At 64.8% G+C, this 16,822-nt stretch carries 16 protein-coding genes; 7 read left to right on the top strand and 9 right to left on the bottom strand.

Translation table 11 applies throughout. The features are described from left to right. Positions 1–1,005: 1,005 nt before the first annotated feature. Positions 1,006–1,527, bottom strand: coding sequence for a hypothetical protein (locus J3P44_RS04815; protein ID WP_255889090.1), 522 nt, complete (start codon positions 1,525–1,527; stop codon positions 1,006–1,008). Between the two features lie 383 nt (positions 1,528–1,910). Here J3P44_RS04815 and J3P44_RS04820 point away from each other — a divergent pair, with 383 nt between their 5' ends. The 4 genes from J3P44_RS04820 to J3P44_RS04835 all read left to right on the top strand — a co-directional run bounded on the left by J3P44_RS04820 (position 1,911) and on the right by J3P44_RS04835 (position 6,809). Beyond that, positions 1,911–2,849, top strand: coding sequence for a hypothetical protein (locus J3P44_RS04820; protein ID WP_255889091.1), 939 nt, complete (start codon positions 1,911–1,913; stop codon positions 2,847–2,849). Between the two features lie 269 nt (positions 2,850–3,118). Further along, complete coding sequence (locus J3P44_RS04825; RefSeq protein ID WP_255889092.1) at positions 3,119–4,072, top strand: hypothetical protein; 954 nt, start codon at positions 3,119–3,121, stop codon at positions 4,070–4,072. A 357-nt stretch (positions 4,073–4,429) separates the two neighbouring features. After that, complete coding sequence (locus J3P44_RS04830) at positions 4,430–5,866, top strand: alkaline phosphatase family protein (protein WP_255889164.1); 1,437 nt, start codon at positions 4,430–4,432, stop codon at positions 5,864–5,866. Between the two features lie 379 nt (positions 5,867–6,245). Beyond that, the gene (locus tag J3P44_RS04835) at positions 6,246–6,809 is read left to right on the top strand and encodes a hypothetical protein (protein WP_255889093.1); all 564 of its coding nucleotides are present in this window, start codon (positions 6,246–6,248) and stop codon (positions 6,807–6,809) included. Between the two features lie 58 nt (positions 6,810–6,867). Here J3P44_RS04835 and J3P44_RS25750 read toward each other — a convergent pair whose 3' ends face one another. Continuing rightward, a complete protein-coding gene (locus tag J3P44_RS25750; RefSeq protein ID WP_372496477.1) occupies positions 6,868–7,479 on the bottom strand; it encodes a GIY-YIG nuclease family protein in 612 nt (203 codons plus the stop codon). A 358-nt stretch (positions 7,480–7,837) separates the two neighbouring features. On the opposite strand from J3P44_RS25750, the gene J3P44_RS04840 reads away from it, so the two are divergent. Further along, on the top strand, positions 7,838–8,503 hold the full coding sequence (locus J3P44_RS04840) for a DUF429 domain-containing protein (RefSeq protein ID WP_255889094.1): 666 nt from the start codon (positions 7,838–7,840) through the stop codon (positions 8,501–8,503). A 318-nt stretch (positions 8,504–8,821) separates the two neighbouring features. On the opposite strand, the gene J3P44_RS04845 is transcribed toward J3P44_RS04840, so the two are convergent. Then, positions 8,822–9,433: a TetR/AcrR family transcriptional regulator gene (locus tag J3P44_RS04845; protein ID WP_255889095.1), complete on the bottom strand. Its 612-nt coding sequence runs from the start codon at positions 9,431–9,433 to the stop codon at positions 8,822–8,824. 80 nt (positions 9,434–9,513) lie between these two features. Between J3P44_RS04845 and J3P44_RS04850 the strand changes: the two genes are divergently transcribed. Then, complete coding sequence (locus tag J3P44_RS04850) at positions 9,514–9,828, top strand: DMT family transporter (protein ID WP_255889096.1); 315 nt, start codon at positions 9,514–9,516, stop codon at positions 9,826–9,828. Positions 9,829–10,357: 529 nt separating this feature from the next. On the opposite strand, the gene J3P44_RS04855 is transcribed toward J3P44_RS04850, so the two are convergent. Together J3P44_RS04855 and J3P44_RS04860 are read right to left on the bottom strand one after the other, a co-directional pair. Further along, positions 10,358–11,563: an IS110 family RNA-guided transposase gene (locus tag J3P44_RS04855; RefSeq protein ID WP_255889097.1), complete on the bottom strand. Its 1,206-nt coding sequence runs from the start codon at positions 11,561–11,563 to the stop codon at positions 10,358–10,360. Positions 11,564–11,812: 249 nt separating this feature from the next. Then, entirely contained in the window at positions 11,813–12,625 is an 813-nt protein-coding gene (locus J3P44_RS04860) for a hypothetical protein (RefSeq protein ID WP_255889098.1), read from the bottom strand. Between the two features lie 261 nt (positions 12,626–12,886). Between J3P44_RS04860 and J3P44_RS04865 the strand changes: the two genes are divergently transcribed. Then, complete coding sequence (locus J3P44_RS04865; protein WP_255889099.1) at positions 12,887–13,117, top strand: hypothetical protein; 231 nt, start codon at positions 12,887–12,889, stop codon at positions 13,115–13,117. Between the two features lie 626 nt (positions 13,118–13,743). Here the strand turns inward: J3P44_RS04865 and J3P44_RS04870 are convergent. The 4 genes from J3P44_RS04870 to J3P44_RS04885 form a co-directional block, all read right to left on the bottom strand. Next, positions 13,744–13,938, bottom strand: coding sequence for a helix-turn-helix transcriptional regulator (locus J3P44_RS04870; RefSeq protein ID WP_255889100.1), 195 nt, complete (start codon positions 13,936–13,938; stop codon positions 13,744–13,746). A 466-nt stretch (positions 13,939–14,404) separates the two neighbouring features. Next, complete coding sequence (locus tag J3P44_RS04875; protein WP_255889101.1) at positions 14,405–15,541, bottom strand: IS110 family RNA-guided transposase; 1,137 nt, start codon at positions 15,539–15,541, stop codon at positions 14,405–14,407. Positions 15,542–16,047: 506 nt separating this feature from the next. Then, positions 16,048–16,425, bottom strand: a complete 378-nt coding sequence (locus J3P44_RS04880; protein WP_255889102.1) for a hypothetical protein — start codon at positions 16,423–16,425, stop codon at positions 16,048–16,050. Continuing rightward, positions 16,422–16,715 (bottom strand): helix-turn-helix domain-containing protein, encoded by a 294-nt coding sequence (locus J3P44_RS04885; RefSeq protein WP_255889103.1) that lies wholly within the window; start codon positions 16,713–16,715, stop codon positions 16,422–16,424. The genes J3P44_RS04880 and J3P44_RS04885 overlap by 4 nt, the downstream gene beginning before the upstream one ends. Between the last annotated feature and the right edge of the window lie 107 nt (positions 16,716–16,822).

The following is a 16,822-nucleotide window of genomic DNA, read 5'->3' on the forward strand; positions in this document are numbered from 1 at the left end:
TCGTGCAAGCCCGTACCGCTGGACTTTCCGGGCACTTTGTGGGCAGTCCGGAGGATCAGACGGGCGGTCTCAGAGCCCGCTATCGCCCGCAACGTGTCGCTACTGCTCCGCCCTCGCCAAAGCGGTCCCATGGCTGAGGCTCTGGCGAGCCGCCTCGACCTGCCCGTCGTGAGCATCCCTCCCGACGAGCTGGTTCTGGCCGGCTACCTACGGGGTTCTCGCGAACACTGTCACGAAGAGCTGCCCGCCTCCAACGAGATCGCTCGCCAGCCTGGGCTACCACCGGCTAAGTCCCCAGGACTTCCGCGTCGGCAAGACCTCCGCTGGGGCCACGACGGTCATCACTTGGATCTGGGCTGGAAGGGCAACGGTAGAGACCCAATCGACTCCGCCCCGTCACGGGCATGCCGCCCAGAATGCTGCGGGAGTCGAGCGCGGTTGCATGCGAGGCGCCCTACAACTCGGCGTGCCCGTGAGCAACCAAAGTCTTGTTGTGGTGGCACAGCTCGCAAGTGGGCACCCTTGCCGCGCATCCCGCGACGGCGTGTTCAGCGATGAGGCAAGCGTTGCTTCGGCGGTAAGTGCTGAAGAACCATGGAAGCCACGTCGAGGGCCTCGGCGTAAGACATGTAGGCATCCGGATGGGTCGCGGAGCTCCCGTTCCAGAGCTTGGCGAGTGTCTCGACGCCCGGATCAGGACCCAATCGATGCAACTTTTCGGCACCCACGGCAAATCCTCTACCTGTGCTGACAGGAGCGCCGCGCATCTGGAGCGGTCCGCAGGTCGTCGACCGTCGCCCCAAGGCCCTGAGGGTCCACTCGAGCATCCGCATCCACGGGGGGCGCTCGCGGGTTTCCACCAACAGGATCATCGCAAGCTTTTCGCGGTGCATCGCTACGAGTTCGCTTGAGTCGCAAGCCCGATCGAGCGTACGGAGGCCACGCCTCGCATCTCTAGAACGGGCGTGATCAGACAGGTGCCAGAAGTACGCGTTCCGAATGGTATTAGCGGTCGTCGAATTCATCCGGAACCTCCGAACCGGCTGCTTCCCTGTTCCGGGTCACGGCCGTCGTGCTTGCGAAAGCCGCTCGAAAGACCGCTACCGAAACGGCAGCGACCACGGAGAAGATCAAGGTGAAAACGAGTTGCTCTGCGAGCCAGCCAGCGACGTTGCCATCGGCGAAGTCGACTACTAGACGCTGGACCGCTAGTCCGATGCCACACGAGGCACCGTAAGCAACGACGAACGACGCGTAGAGCGTTGGAAGGTGCCACGAGTGTCGCGGTACGTACCAAGGAAGTCCTACAAAGACCATCGGCCACAAGAGAAGGCCCGCGGCCAATGGACCAACAGCGATGACGTCAACTTTCGAAAGATGTGTCCACCCCAAGACAAACCCGGCGATCCCGGGATACAGGAATCTCCGAACGAATGCACGACGCAGCGGCCCCTCTTCGTACCAGTACCTCGCTGATATGCCCTCCGTCCCGCTGATGACGCTGGACAGCGCGAAGTAGGGACCCACGAATCGCGCGTCCCCGCGAACAATCAGAGCCAGCACAACGGCTGGCAAAAGGACCCACAACCAGGTCATCATTCCCCCAAGACTCAGTCGACATATCGGACACGACTATTCACCCGAGCTGGCGTTCTGCCGGCTCCCGCCCCGAGTCCTCCGCTCCAACGTACGAGCAATCGGCGCAGTGCGCTGGACTTTGCGGAGTCATCCTGACTGACTGACAGCGCGGCTTGGTAGCTGGCCGGACCATGAGTGGCAGGCGTGGGACTGCACCGTTCCGATGCACGGCCCCTCGGACGTAGCGCCCCACCCCTGGCCCTGCGCAAGTGTTATAGCGAAGTCATGCATCGCTAGGTCGAAAACGCACGTGCACGGGCACAATCTGCTCCATGGCGAAGCTAGTCGATTGTCCGTTCTGCGGAAAGCGCGGACCAAGGACCCGCGAGCACGTGTGGGCCCGCTGGCTACATGGCACCCACGCCGCTCGCGCCTTGCTCGAAGGCACTAACGGAGAACGCATCCCACGCGACTATCACGCACTGACAGTTCTACCGGACGGGCGCTACGAGCGGAGTTCTGAGACGCTCGGTCCCGTCGCCAAGTGGCTGCCCAACGTCACCGTGTGGGTCTGCTCCGACTGCAACAGCGGATGGATGAGCAGACTTGAGGACAACGTCAAGAGACTGCTTGGCCCGTTCGTCGAATCCGACCTCCCAGTTCGGTTGACGGTGGAGGACCTGACGACGCTGGCAACGTGGGCCACCAAGTGCTGGATGGCGTACGCACTGACCCGGCCGCGGATCAACAACCCATTCAGAGACGAGGAGTACCGCACGATGGCCTCGGCTCCCGCGCCGCTCGCGCGCAGCCGCATCTGGCTAATGCGCTCTCACTCGCCCAGCGCGCAGGTCTCCCTGGGCTTGCAATCAACCCTCGTGCACAAGGGCGTTCCAGACCTAACCACCGCACCGGACAACACGGCCTACGGGTTCCTCGCGGCGGCCGAAGTCGTGATCTTCATGACGCTCGTGCCTGCGGAGCTACCGGGCGAAGCGCTCGATGTGATGTCGCCCGACTTCCTGTGCCCGATGCCCGGGGTCCGCGAATGCTGGCCCCTTGCCCGGGCGCAGTATTTCCCCCTCGAGTCAGTCGACCACGCCGTGATTCACAGCCTGATTGAGCATCCCCGGCACCTTTTCGAAGCGATGGGGTTGCCGACGGGCGAGAGCACCCGCGAAACGGAGCATGTGTACAACGCATTCCTCAAGGGGGCCGACGCCGCCGAGTTGCGGGCGTCGTGGACGAGTCCGCTCCGGGGCGGTGAGTGACTCCTGGTGAGCGACTCTTGGTAACCAACCCGCCAGGTCGCCAACACCTGAGCACTCCAGGTCGCCGTCACTCACTCGCATGCAAGGACCCCGCTACCGCGACTGATCTCTCGTAGTGGAGTTCCGAGTTGGCCGCCGGGCGCTTGGCCCGAGTCTCGCCCCTCACTCTTTTCGCGGGGAGCCCATTCCGCCGCCTCCCAGCGTCACCTGCTAACGTCCGCTCAAGTCGAGATCGCGCCGGCGGACCGTGACCACGGAAGAATAGGCTCATGACTACGGCGGGACAAGAGAGCACGCCAACGGACGCGACGACGAAGCCTCGCGCGTTTCATGTCGGGCTAATGCGTCGAACCGGATCCACGTTCGAGTACAAGTCCGCTGCTGTCATCGGGTTGTCTCCCGACGGTGGCGTCTTCATTGCGCCGATGCAGCATGGGCCGTGGCGCTACGGCCTGTTGGAGGGCAACCTTTCGGCATTGCCGAGCAGTGCGGAAACCCCGCTTAAGCCAAAATTGCACTACCACCGATCGGGATTAGTCTACGCAACGCTGGCCGGGCAGGAATTGGAGCGCAAGAGCCTTAAACTCACACCGCTTCCGCGATTGCGCCACTCCCAGATCTTTTCTTTGCATTGCGTTCGGACATGGGAGTTGCCGACTAGGACCAAGTCGCTCAAGCTCGGGGACCAGATCACGTCGGTCACGAGATGGCCCGACGTAGCGGTCTGGACGGTGTTCGTGTTGCAGGCATCCCCGAAGTTGCGAGATCAGCTATTGATCCCGGGAGTTCCCTCCGTCGGCATGCTCGCCGGAGACAACCACACGCACGCCGTTGTTTCACTGTCTGCCTACGGGCGCGAGGCCATCTTGTTGATCACCGTGAGAAGCCATGACGGGTGGGTTGGGCTACCGGCAGTCGGCGGGACGACGGTCGCAGCACTCTCATGGCATGCCGGAGAGCCGACAAACCGCGAGGTTAGCTTCGGGTTGTGGAGTAGCCAACTGCGCAACCCGATGATCAAGTGGGAGGAATCGCTGCCAGCCAGTCTGACCCCGACGCAAACCACGAGCGTGAAGCGTCTGGAAGATGACGTCGACCGAATGGCCGACTTCACGGTGCCAGACGGTGGGCACCGATCACGCCCCCCGGTACACGGCTATAACGACTTCGCAGACACACCCTTCGCGAGGCCGTACTCCGAACAGGAGCCACCGGAGGTCTAGCAGGGCGCGTTCTGGTCACCGGTAGTAGCCGATCGAGGCTGCGTCCTTCCGCCGCGTAGCGTCGCATCAGCCTGCTGGAAATGGGGGACCTCAACCTCCCATCGCGAACCCCCAACACCTCGATGTGCACCGTTGCCGCGTTGCCCGCAGCCGTCTCGGCACCCAAGCGAAGGCGCCAAACGGGGTGCGCGTCGCGCGAGGCGGACTGCGACCTAGCGTCGTCTCGAACCGCCTCATCTGGCGATCCTGGCTTGCTGTGCAAGTCCGGGAACCACCGTGCTTTGCCCGCGTGACCTTGCGTGGAACGATGCAGAGCCCAGTCAACATCGACGGGTGCTCACGGGAGCCGGAGGCGTGATGGAGCGGGTCAAACACATAGTCGTCTTGATGCTGGAGAATCGTTCGTTTGACCACATGCTGGGGCACCTGGCTCATAACGGCCTGGATCCCATCGCGGAGTCTCATCAGAATGAGCTGGTGGTTAGAGGCCACCAATTGCCGCCATTCAAGTCACATGCGCTGAAAGGCGGTGCAGACATCACGGTCGACCCGGCGCACTCGCACCGGGAAGTCACGCGGCAACTAACTGGCAAGGTCGGAGATCTGGTCCATGACCAGATCGACATGAGCGGCTTCGTACAGAGTTACTACAAGGGCATGAAGAGCACCTATGACCGCCTGAACGTGCCGTTGTACATTGACGACGTAGCCGAGATCATGGGCTATCAGACTGCCAATACGGTTCCTGTCCTGAGTCGCATGGCCAAGCAGTTCACTACCTGCACCCGGTGGTTCTCATCCGTTCCCGGAGAGACCTTTCCTAATCGGCTGTTCGCCCACGGCGCCCAGTCCGCCGGGCGAGTAAGCAGGCTCCGGGGACGCCAGGGACTGCAGTACGAGCATTCCACGACCTTCAGCACGCTGAGTAAGCACAGAATCCCATGGGCTGTATACGCAGGCGACGTTCCCCAAGCCGCGGTGTACGCCGACCTCAACGACGCCTTCAAGAACCGCTTCAACCGACTCTCGGAGTTCTTCGACGACGTGCGACAGAACAGGTTGCCCGCTTACAGTTTCCTTGAGCCCAGGCACTTCGTCGGATGCGACAGCCAGCACCCGCCGCACGGCGTGGGACCCGGCGAACAATTGCTAGCGCGGGTGTACACGGCGCTCGTGAGCAACCGCCGAGTATGGGAGTCGGTGCTGTTCCTCGTCGTCTGGGACGAGCACGGCGGCTTCTTCGACCGAGAGAAGCCACCGCTAACCACACCCCCGATTCCAGGCCAACAAGCAGCCGATGCGACGTTCGGGTTCGACATCTTGGGGGTACGTGTACCAGCCGTAGTCGTCTCCCCGTTCGTGGAGGCCGGGTCCGTGTCCCCCACTGTCTTCGACCATTCCTGCATCGTCAGAACCGTCTTCGACGCGTTCGATATCCCTGGGCACCTGACCGAGCGTGACAAGCACGCAGCAAGTCTGCTGCCACTACTCACCCGAGAGTCACCTCGAGATCCGCCTTCACCTGCCAGACGATCACTAGTTGTCCAAGGCGACGCCGATACCATCGACGGAACTCCTCCTGTCGTCGTCTTGGACGACTTTCAGCAGTCACTTATCGAACTCGCGCATTCGTACGACGAAAGACGTTCAGCCGCCCCTACGCGGGCCCTTGCGGCGCCAGGCATGGCGCCGGGGATCGCGCTCGAGCGTTTAGTCGGCAACTTCCAGCGCGACCACCTCGGAAGCGCTGCTCGGCGCCGCGAAGAGGACGAACTCTGGGTCGCCAGTCGGTAGGGCCACGATACGTGAGCGCGTTGCCAGACAGGAAGTTCCATAGCGGGGCTTCTATAGAACTTGTGCACGCCGACCCGAATCAAGGCACGCTTCTGATAAGGCTGAAACTGCGGTGGGTGGCGAGAGCGTGGCGACCCGGGAACCAGCGAGGGTGAGGGCTGGCGGCCCTGCGAGAGTGCGGCCGACCCAGTTCTCCGCCCCATAGCGTTTGCTATGGAGTCAAACTCGCCACCCCATGCGCGACTACCAGTGCCGCACGGAAGTTGATGGCTTGCGGGGCCGTCTGTCGGCAGGCCCAAGGTGCTAGGCATCCACAATTGGTAGCCAGCACGCGTTCGGTCGTGCAATCGTGTTTACCCCAGACCCGGCGAGGTGCGCAATGTCCCCATCTTTCGTCACAGTTGTCTACCCGCTGCTACTGGCCGGGATAACGTGGACCATGGAGGGTGGATTTCTCTTTGGTTGCCTGCTCTTGGCGTTCCTCCTGGTCCTGGCTCAAGTCATCGTGGCCACGATCGAGGCCCTAAAGGCGAAAGCGGCTGCCGCGAAGGTAGCCGTGGACGAACTCAAAGACGCCGCAGCCAAGGTCAAGTCCGCTGCCGAAGGCGTTGAGCATGCAGCGGGAAAGAATATGGAAGCGGCGAAGGTGGGCCTCGATGCGGCAACTGCCCATAGGAACCTGAACGACACTAGTGACAACGCCAGGGTCGAAGAGGAGGCCAAAGAAGCCAAGACCACGGCTGACCACGCAAGCAAGGCGGCGGCCGACGCGAAGGAGAAGGCTGACGAGGCCGCGAAGACCGCACAAGAAAAGGCCGACGCCACATTGTTCGGAGCTGTGCAGAGCGTGACGGTCAAGTTGCCGCTAGTAGGCGGCGCACTTATTTTCGTCCTGCTGGGTGGACTTGGCGCCGGTCTCATCAAGTTCGCCGTCGGTGGCTGACAGACCAACGACCCTCACCGGTTAGGGCATACCGCCGCTATAGCCCGTCCCCTCGGCACTAACGGGGCAGTACCGGCAATGCTCTCGCTCGCGCTCGTTGCTCTGCACGGCGGAAACTCAGCTCCTGCCGGAAGGGCGAGCGCGCGTTCTGGTCAAGGTTCAGCGGAAGGATCAACGACTCGATGAGCCGAGTCTCGAGAAGCCACGGTGTGGGTGTCGTGACCCAGCAAACGCGTGCGTGTCTCCCCATCCACTCGGAAAGCGTTGCTTCTCCGTCCGCGAATGTCAGTCTTTGGCCCGACCCAACACGCCGCAGCGCGATGCCGATCTCGTCGGCCAAGAGTGAACCCAACGTCAGGCGCAAGGTCGAACCGGCCGCATTTCCCCGGTAGTGATACCTGATCCGGTTCCGAATGCTCTGCCGACTCGGTCTGACTCCATTCTGGCTCGGCGCCTTCGGCGAAATACCGACGTACAACAGCACCCCATCATTGGTGGTGTGACACCCCTGCAAGGGAACACCCGGCGGCGGTTCGTCGAAGTACCAGGCGTAGACGCCGGGCTCCGCGGGGACTGGTGAAGGGCGTGTGAGGACTTCTCCACGCGTCCACACAGTAACGGGGCTCAGCAGGCGACTGTTGCTGTCTACGAGGTCGAAAGGTTCCACCACGCAAACAGTCTGTCAGCCGAGGTTTGCGGTGTGCAGGTGCATGGTCGCGCCCATTGGGGTTAGCGTCAGCTGTATGCCAAACACGGTGACCCCAAGCGAACTGAGCAGGGAACTCGGCGTCGCCGCTCGCGCGATCCGGCAGTGGATGCGGGAGCAGGGATGGCAAAGCGTCCCTTACAGCCGCTGGCACCTGACGCCTGAGCAAGCTGCCGCGGTTCGTTCGCGCTTTCAGTCCTGAGATGCCTGTGCACGAAGAGGCTAAAGCCTATGCATGACGTGACCTGGGGCCTCGACGTCTCAACGAATCGAGTCAAGACGGCTGCTGTCGCCCTCGACTGGTCGACTCCCGGCGAGGCACGTGTCGTCGACGTGCTTCGTCCACCGTGCAGCCGAGATTGCACCGCTGATCTCAGTCAACAGGGAGAGCAGGTGGGCCGTCGACGTCCCCTTCGGGTGGCCGGACCTGTTCGTTGCCTTGATGAGGGACCGCCACGACGGACCTCTGCCGGCCGAGGCCGTGCCCGCAGCAGCAGCGGGTTGGGAGAATTGGCGGACTCGGCAGATCGCACAACGACTCACAGACCGGTTTCTTACCGACGACCCGCGGATCAAGACCCGCCCACTACCTGCGTCATTTCAGATGCTCGGCGCGACGGCCGCGATGTGGGTGTTGGTCGAAGCACAGCTGGTCTCTCTCGGGGTCCAGATCGACCGCGCGGGTCTCCAGGGCACGGTATGCGAAACCTATCCGTCGGCGGCTCTATCGGCTTGGGGCTTCGGGCGGGCGAAGCAGACGTGGCCTCAGTTGCAAACCAACTTTCCGTTCCTCACCGCCGACGACCACCTGTACAGCCAGTTCGTCAGCGACGACGTTTGCGACGCCCTCGTATGTGCACTTGTTGCCCGGGCCCGCGACCTCGAACTCACCATCGGTCCGCCTGAGGACGAGCTCGCAGCCGGCCGGCGAGTGGGTTGGATCCACGTAAGCTGCGAACCAAGTTCGGCGCTGGCCGCCATAGTCTGACTCGTCATCCGCGGTCCGGTCTCCCGGGACGGGTCTAGCCCTCCGCGCCTTGGCGAGGTGCGTCTATCCGCCGCTTGTGGGACGTCCGCAATGCCGAGTTCAGCGCGCCTCCGGATTTCCGGACCCAGGCGCCCGGATCCAGGCGTTCTTTCGGTTGCTCGATGATCGCTCGATCCGCATTGGCCAGCACAGAAGGTCGGGCGACCAACTCGAGCGAACGGCCTGTTCGTGTTCACCTGCTCCGCGATCCATGCCGGAATGTCGCGCACTCGGCGTCTCCGCGCCGGCTTGCCCGGCCATAGACCCAGTCGAACCAGCTCACCCGGGTTGACCGTCGAGGTGCTTCTCGGCCAGCGAGCTGACAGCCGCAGCAAGGTCAGCGACGGCGGCACCCACATCTTTGGTGCCATCGGTGTCGCCGAGGGGCAGATCCAGGCGCAACCCGACGAAGGCGGCGTCGAGCAGGATCGAGATCCTGAGCGCCGCGGGGCCATCGAGACCCGATCTCGTGAGGTGGTCGACGACGGCCGAGCGCCACTCGTTGTTCATCTCACGAACGACGCTCGCATAGGGCTCCTGGCCGAACAGGCGCAGCGCTGCTGCCTCCACGTACAAGCGATGGCATCCGTCGACTGCCGGATGCGAGACCGCAGCCCAGAGATCACGAACGGCCGCCCGCGGGTCCTCGGACCCAGGAAGGCGCGAGACATAGTCCGTTGCCCTGGCATTGGACGTCCGCAGAACCTCGGCAACGAGCGAGTCCTTGTTCCCGAATCGGTAGATGAGCATTCGGTCGCTAGTGCCCAGTGCGGCCGCCAGCGGCCTGAGGCTCAGGCCAATCAGGCCGTGCCTAATCACGTAGTCGGTGGCTGCGTCGGCCCACTCCTGGGGGGAACCCGGCGCATTCGCGGCTGCATTGGCTGACGGCATGACAACGACTGTAGCAGTCGCTACACTGCGTTGTAGCAAGTGCTACAACGCGACAGGAAGGCATGACAATGTGGGGCGCAATGGGATTGCTGGCGCTAGCCATCGGAACCGAAGTGGCTGCAACCGCAAGCCTTCCTCGCACTGAGGGTTTCCGCAGTCCGGGTTGGAGCGTCCTTGTGGTCTTGGGCTACGCCTCCTCGATCTGGCTCCTATCGCTCGTCGTGCGCGACATCCCCGTGTCCACGGCGTACGCCGTGTGGGCGGGGGCGGGTACCGCGCTGGTGGCCGTCGTGGGGGTGGTCTGGTTGGGCGAAGACTGGAACTGGGTCACGGTGACCTCCTTGGCGATGATCGTCATCGGGGTCGTGGCTCTCAACATGAGCGGCGCTCACTGACGCCCACGGCACCCGTGGGTCACCGGCTCACGAGAACTCGATCTCGCCCACCGATCACGGCCCGTAACGCGGACCATCGCCTCGGGGATCACACCTCGGCAGGCTTCTCAACAGGCGAGAAGCTGTACGCGTAGCGAATCCCCTTACGCGGTGATCGGCCGGGTGGTCCGAGCTACTTCAATGCTCACAGCGCGGCGATTGCTGCGTAATCGCCAGCGACGGTCCGAGGCCGCCTCGGCGTAGCGCTCCTCGTGGAACTGCCCGGAACTCGACGAAACTTCAAGCATCGCTGCGGTTTGGGCGAGGGTCCGTTACACCTGCTTCTACGAGGCGCTTGGGAGCTTTCGCTCACGCAGCCCGAGTGTTCCTGGGCGCCTCGACCAACTCAGACGCGTGCTTCTCGTGGCGGACGATCGAGGCGGAGGTCCGCAAGCAGCTCACCCGCGCTGATGTGCGTATGTTCTCGGTGTGCGTCACTTCGCCGCTTGTCGGCGCGTATCCGAGTTACCGGATCTGGCACCCCTCTGTGTCAAGGAGCGGTTGGAGCGAGGGTCTTCCGGGCGGCTGGTGGTCGGCGTAGCGTCGGCTGTGCGGGTCCGGGAAGTGGCTGATCCGAAGTGTCGATGAGCGGGTGTGAGTCGACCGCGCTGGATTGAAGTGTCGCCCCGCAGTGCCCTCCCGGACCCGCGTCATGGGGCTGTTGAGTGCGTTCGGCGTCGGCGACGAGTTGGCGGTAGACGACGTCGGACAGGCGTCGTTTGAGGCACCGCAACGCCTCCATCGGGGTCTTGCCGGCGGCGAGCTTGCGTCGGTAGTAGGCGCGGCCTTCGGTGTCGTGGCGGATCTGCACGATCGCTGCGACGTGAACGACGTGGTTCATCCTCCGGTTGCCCGCGCGTGAGAGTCGGTGGCGGGTCTGCTCGCCTGATGAGGCGTCGAGTGGTGCGGTGCCTGTCCAGGACGCGAACCGGTTGCGGTCGGTGAACCGGGCCACGTCGCCGACGTCGGCCAGGATCCGTGCGGCCCCGGCCGGTCCGACGCCGTAGATGTCCATCAACGTGGACCCGCGCTCGAGGACCGCGGCCTTGAGTTCGGTCTTGATCTTCTTCAGCTTGGGGTCGACCGCGAGCAGGTCGGCGATCTCCTCGGCGGCCATCCGGCGGCGGTTCTTGCCGGCGATGTCGCGGGGCCGCACGGTGGCCAGCATGGCCTTGGCCTGGGCGGCGGACAGGTCGCGTTTGCGCTGGCCAGGGAGCAGTTCGCTGAGTAGACGCTGCAGTCGGTTCACGGTCTGGACCCGTTGCCGGGCGAGCTCGTCGCGGCGGTCGGTGAGCATCCGCAGAGCCTCGAGTTCACCGTCCTCAGCCACCACCCGCAACCCCGCTGTGCGGACCGCGACGACGGCGATGGAGTGCGCGTCCAGGGCGTCGGTCTTGCGGTTGTGACCGGTGTCGAAGAGCCGCACCCGGGCCGCGAGCTTCGCCGGCACATCGACCACGCGGTCACCGGCGGCGACCAATCGCTGGGCCAGCGGACGCCCGGCACCGTTGGCTCCCTCGACCGCCCCGAGCCGGTCGGGCCACCGCTTCACATAACGCTGCATCGCGGCATACCCGGCGTTGGTGGTGTCGAACCGGCCACCGCCGAGCAGCTGCTCGTGGGTGTGGACGACCTCGATCGTCACCGACATCTTGTGGGGATCGACCCCGATGATCACGCCCTTCGTGTTGCTCATCTGCTCACCTCGTCTTCGCCTAGGAAACCGCAAGAGTCGACGAGGCGGGCAGTGCTACTACGAGCTGGGCAGACCCCTCTTGAGCCACTCCTCGTCACGGTGACCGGCGAGTCGCAGTCCAGATGAGAGCCACACCCAAGACGAAGGTGGGCAGCCGATGCGAGAGCGTCCCGCCGGACACCTGGATCGAAGTCTGGCCAGACACCGATCCTGCGGGAAGTCTCCTAGTAGCCGATGAGCGGGCAACAGCTATCGAGCCTCGACGGGTCCCGAGGGGATCGCGGACTGGGCCGCCGGCTGATGGGCCTGAACGTCCGTGTACCCCAGGTCACGGTGTGGTTCAAGGAGTCGACGCACTGCCGTCACGTCTGCGGCATCGACCCAAAGCGTCATCAAGTGCGGGTACCCGAGATTCACGGCATGCAGCTTGAATCGTTCCTTCATCTGTCGGATGAAGTCGATGCGCGCCGCGGTGAGCTCTGCATCCCAGACAGTGTCATCGACCATCAGCACGAAGCGGCCATGCTTGACCGCCACGAGATGGACGCCTTCGATCCGCCGATACCGCTCGGCAGCCGCAAGGGCGTCGTTGAGCCCACCACTCGCAAGTGTGAGGTCCACTCGGCGCCCAAGGTTGGTCTCCTGCACTCGGTACCGTGTGACAGCCGTGCCATCAGCCGTGCCGCCGCGAGTCACCACGAGGTCGTCCACCATCTCCTCCGAGACCCCGCCGCCCGTCTCTAAGGTCACTCGGGCGGCTCCCCGAAGGGAGAGTTCGAGACGCTCGACGACGCCGTCCTCGAGGGCGCCTTCATACGCCTCGACCACATCAAGGATGTTGTCCCTGGACGCGTGCGCATCCATGACGACCTTGAGGTGCATGGGGACTTGAAAGATGAACGGAAGGCCGTCACCCGGCTCCGACCACGCGTTCACCTTGGCAACACCCGGCATGTCGCCAACCCGAGCCTCCAAGGTCCCCGCGGACGTCGTCCCGCACCCGACCGCCACCACCTGGACAGCAAGCAGTGCCGCGATCAGACCCGCGCCACGAGCAGCCATGACCACATCATGGTGTTTGACCGCGCTGCAGACCGCGTTCGTGGCCGAACCGAGACCAGGTTGTGGCGCCCGCATCCATCAGACAGCGGGACGGCGTACGAGGGACCATCCGGACATGCCGCGATGAGTGCACGCATTCTCTCGTTCGGCGATCCGCACTAGCCTCAGTTCGTGTCCCAGAAGTCAGATCGTCAGCAAGCTCGCGAGGCGGTGGCGACCTACCACTAGGCGGAGCTCGCCGAACTCGTCGCGCACGTAGCCGTGGCGATTGACCGGTTCCGCAGCGGCGAACTCAAGGCCGTCGACGTCGACGAGGTCTTGTTCCAGTACTCACGCGCCGCGAAAGAACTCTGGAAGTTCTGCAACATCGGCAACGTCCAAGTGACCGCGGGCCAGCTGCACGGAGCTCCGCCGATCGACTGGTGGGAACGCGGGACACCGAGACGCGCAAGACGTCCCGTCGACGAAGTACCGACCAGCGAATTTGAGTGACCGCCACGCGGCCGAAGTGCGACATTCCGCCGCCAATGCACCTCACAGTGAGAAACCCTTGAGGTACGGGACGCCACCTGCGGTAGCCCGGAGTCCGGTGCGACGCGGATGTCAGATACGCCGTGCACCGTCCGAGCATCGGACCACCCTCGAGTCGTCAGCTCGACGCCGGACGGCTGCAGGCGTCTCCACCGGCGCGCTCACTCACCGCGTGCCGCCCAAGCGTTGAAAACGAAGTGCCACACACCTGGTGCATTCTCGGTTGCGTTTCGTCCGGCGTAATCGTCAGCGACGCCTCCGGGTCGGGAGGCTGGACCGACGCAGCCGAGCCAGTTCGTCGGCAACACTGCTCCACTTCGCGTCGCCCAATGCTCCTCGGGTGTCGCGATCGGACAGTTCGCGCAGGATCCGGCGGCAGGCGCTGGGGGAGTCCAGGACGGCGCGGACCTGATCGTCGAGACGTGCCGCTTCCTTGATGAACGTGACGGCGGTGTGGCCGGCTTCTGCAGCTCGTCGCTCCTCGGATGCCAGTCGGCGGCACGCGCTACTGCACCACCGTCGCGGCCGGCCCGCCCTGGGGCGGTCGGAGACCTGGAACGGCTTTCCGCACCGGGCGCAGGCCTTGATCATTGGTCGCGCTCCAGAGCGAGTGTCCACTCGACGACGGTGTGGGGATGCCAGCGCAGGTGCTTGCCGACACGGAAGGCCTTCGGACCGTTGCCGGTGTGTCGCCAGGCGTAGAGAGTCTGCTTGGGTACGCCGAGGTAGGCGGCGACGCGAGCGGCGTCCCAGAGGTCCTGAATGTCGAGCTCTGGGTGCATCGCTTGCGGTGCTGGCGGGGTCGTGGTCGACGGTTGCGCCTCACTTGCCGAACTTCGCTTGGCCGCCTTGCTGGCCCCAGACTGGTGCGGCTGGTCAGGCTCCGGGTTGTCCGTGGATGGAGTTTCCTCGTCCCAGAGGCCCGGTTGCTCTCGCCCGTTTCTGTCGCCGTTCATCCTCTTCGGTCTCCCTGCGCTGTCGTCCAACGTTCGTCGTCAGTCACCAAAGGCGCAGTGGAGGGGCGCAGCGATCAATCTGTCCGATTACAACGTCGAACCGGCGAGGAGCGCGCCGCTGTCTGAGCAGGGGACGCGATTTCGCCGGACGAAATCGGACCGAGAATGGGCCTCTATGTCCAGCGTCCTCGGACGCGGGTTCGGGAGTAGCCTCAAGCGCAGGTGGATGCGGTGCGAACGCTTCAGTGAAGAGCAGGATCGGGGCTGGAAGTTCTGCCACGCCGCTGGCCGTTCAGGCCGTCAGTCGTGCCTCCTTTGCGTCGCCCGCATCCACCGCCAGCGTCTCCCGACGATGCTCGTTGGTGCTCGTCAGTTTTGGTAGGTCGGTGACGTTGAAGGCGCGGGCGTCGACACGCATGCGGCGGTAGACGACGTCGGAGAGTCGTCGCTTCAGGCAGCGCAGGGCTTCGCGTCGGGTCTTGCCCTGGGCTCGTTTGGCTTCGTAGTAGCGGCGGCCTTCTGTGTCGGCGCGGATCTGGGTGATCGCGACCGTGTAGAGCGCGCGGTTGAGCTGGCGGTTCCCGCCGGGGTTGAAGCGGTGCCGCACCGTGCGCCCTGACGATGCGGGGATGGGCGCGGTGCCGTTGGCTGCGGCGAACGTGTCGCGGGTGGGATAGCGGCGTACGTCGACGACCTCGGCGATGAACCGAGCGGCGATCAGCGGGCCGATGCCGTACTCCTCGGTCAACGTGGTGCCGGTGTCCTCGACCAGTCCGGCGATGGTTTTGCGCAGCTCTTGAGCTTCGGTGTCGATGGTCAGGATCCGCTCGAGCCGGCGGCGGGAGAGGTCGGCACGGACCGCGCCGGCGCCGGTGATCTGGGCCAGTAGGTCGATGGCCTGGCGGATCCGGACCTTGGTGGTCAGCGAGCCGATCTGGTGCTGGTAGCCCGGGAGCAGGCCGGCGAGTTCGGCGTGGACGCGGTTGGCCAGGGCGGTGCGTTCAGCGATCAGCTCGTCGCGGTAGTCCAGCAGCGCCCGCATGTCCGCGGCCGGCCCGACCGTCAGCCGGACGGGTGGGAGTCCGGGTTCGCGGGCGGTGATCCGGGCGATCGCGAGCGCGTCGACAGGGTCGGTCTTGCCCTGGCCGGGCTTGCCGCGCCGCTCGCGTGAGGTCATCAACGTGGGCACCTCGACCACGGCAAGGTCCTGGTCAGGGTGCTCCAATGCGAGGTGAACGGCCACGGAGCGGCCGTAGGCGCCGGAGCCCTCGATGCCGACTCGCTGCACCTGATGGTCGGCAAGCAGAGCGGTGAGCTCGGCGAATCCAGTGTTGGTGTTCGGGAGCTCGAGGGAAGCGAGCGCGCGGCCGGCGTGGTCGATGACCGCGACCGCGAGCGTGTCCTTGTGAGTGTCGATGCCGGCGTACAAGAGGCGGTGCCTTTCGCTAACGGATGCCTGAGGTCCGCGGGGTCGGCGACGCGCAAGCATCTGCAGAACAACCGGTGGTTCTGGTGGTTCTCATGCCTCTATCGGGCGTCACCGCCGACCGGGGGGACGCCGCCGGGAGGCAACCATTCTGAGAGCCACCACCCCCGCGTAGAACGGGGGAGGGGCAGCAAGAGGTGAGCCTTCCCGGCGGCGCTGCGGCCCCGCAGGGGGTTTATGACGGACGAAACTCTGCCGCAGATGCAAGAGGTGTGTGGCACTTGGTCTGTCGCGAAAATCTGGGGGGACGCTGAGGGGGCGTGGCGGAAGGCTGGGGCGTTCGATTCGGATCGGATGCGTGAACGCTCCGGTAGCGGGTTGACCGCTTTCCGCGGTTAGGCGATCGTCCGCAGTCCGGGGAATGTAGATGAATGCTGGCCGCGCGGATTCCGAGACCTGACTCGCTAGCTGCCGGGGCGGACAAACGGTGCGCTGCTCGCTCGTGTGCGTCACCGCGCACCCCAGCGAACGGTGGGGCGGGGTTGCGGACGGGTGCGTTGGAGCTCGTCGGCCACGGGGCTCCACCGCGCGTCGCCGAGCTCCCCGGCGTCATACCGCTCGCGCAGGTCCCGCAGGACGCGCCGGCACGCGGCCGGCGACACCAGCACCGCCTGCACGTGGTCGTCGAGGGAGAGGTCGACCTGGACGTACTGCGTGGCGATCGCCCCGGCCGCCGCGGCTCGTCGTTCCTCCGATGCTGCTCGGCGGCACTTCGCCGAGCACCACCGCCGCGGTCGTCCCGGCAGTCTGGGAAGGACGTCGACGATGGGCTCCCCGCATCGCGGACAGGACCGCTTGGGCTCGTTCTGCTCGTTCGCCTCGGTCACCGTTGACGCTCGAGCTCGAGCGTCCACGCGATCACCGTCGACGCCCGCCACCGCAGGTGCTTGCCGACGCGGAAGCCGGCCGGCCCGTAACCGCTCGTGCGCCAGCAGTAGACGGTCTGCTTCGGGACGCCGAGGTAGTCGGCGACCTCGTCGATCGTCCACAGCTCGCCAGCCTCAGCAGCTGCTCGGTGCTGACGTGCGGCAACCCGTGAGCGGGCGTTGGTCACCCGGGGCTCGGGTGCCTCTCCCCAGAGCGTGGGCTGCAGTGAACTGTCGGTGTCGTCCTTCATGGCGGATTCTCCTGCGGTGTGTCTCGGCGCTAGCCGTCGTCGCTTGTCGACGGTGGGGAGAAGCAACGAAGGCTCGTGCCGATCGGACAGCTTCGGCGCCTCGAGCG

The organism is Nocardioides astragali (assembly GCF_024436375.1).
Lineage (GTDB): Bacteria > Actinomycetota > Actinomycetes > Propionibacteriales > Nocardioidaceae > Nocardioides > Nocardioides astragali.

What these genes read in the sequence shown, in the direction of transcription:
- J3P44_RS04820 (WP_255889091.1), top strand. Translation starts at nt 1,911, where the DNA reads ATGGCGAAGCTAGTCGATTGTCCGTTCTGCGGAAAGCGCGGACCAAGG.
- J3P44_RS04825 (WP_255889092.1), top strand. Translation starts at nt 3,119, where the DNA reads ATGACTACGGCGGGACAAGAGAGCACGCCAACGGACGCGACGACGAAG.
- J3P44_RS04830 (WP_255889164.1), top strand. Translation starts at nt 4,430, where the DNA reads ATGGAGCGGGTCAAACACATAGTCGTCTTGATGCTGGAGAATCGTTCG.
- J3P44_RS04835 (WP_255889093.1), top strand. Translation starts at nt 6,246, where the DNA reads ATGTCCCCATCTTTCGTCACAGTTGTCTACCCGCTGCTACTGGCCGGG.
- J3P44_RS04845 (WP_255889095.1), bottom strand. Translation starts at nt 9,433, where the DNA reads ATGCCGTCAGCCAATGCAGCCGCGAATGCGCCGGGTTCCCCCCAGGAG.
- J3P44_RS04850 (WP_255889096.1), top strand. Translation starts at nt 9,514, where the DNA reads ATGGGATTGCTGGCGCTAGCCATCGGAACCGAAGTGGCTGCAACCGCA.
- J3P44_RS04855 (WP_255889097.1), bottom strand. Translation starts at nt 11,563, where the DNA reads ATGAGCAACACGAAGGGCGTGATCATCGGGGTCGATCCCCACAAGATG.
- J3P44_RS04860 (WP_255889098.1), bottom strand. Translation starts at nt 12,625, where the DNA reads ATGGCTGCTCGTGGCGCGGGTCTGATCGCGGCACTGCTTGCTGTCCAG.
- J3P44_RS04870 (WP_255889100.1), bottom strand. Translation starts at nt 13,938, where the DNA reads ATGCACCCAGAGCTCGACATTCAGGACCTCTGGGACGCCGCTCGCGTC.
- J3P44_RS04885 (WP_255889103.1), bottom strand. Translation starts at nt 16,715, where the DNA reads ATGAAGGACGACACCGACAGTTCACTGCAGCCCACGCTCTGGGGAGAG.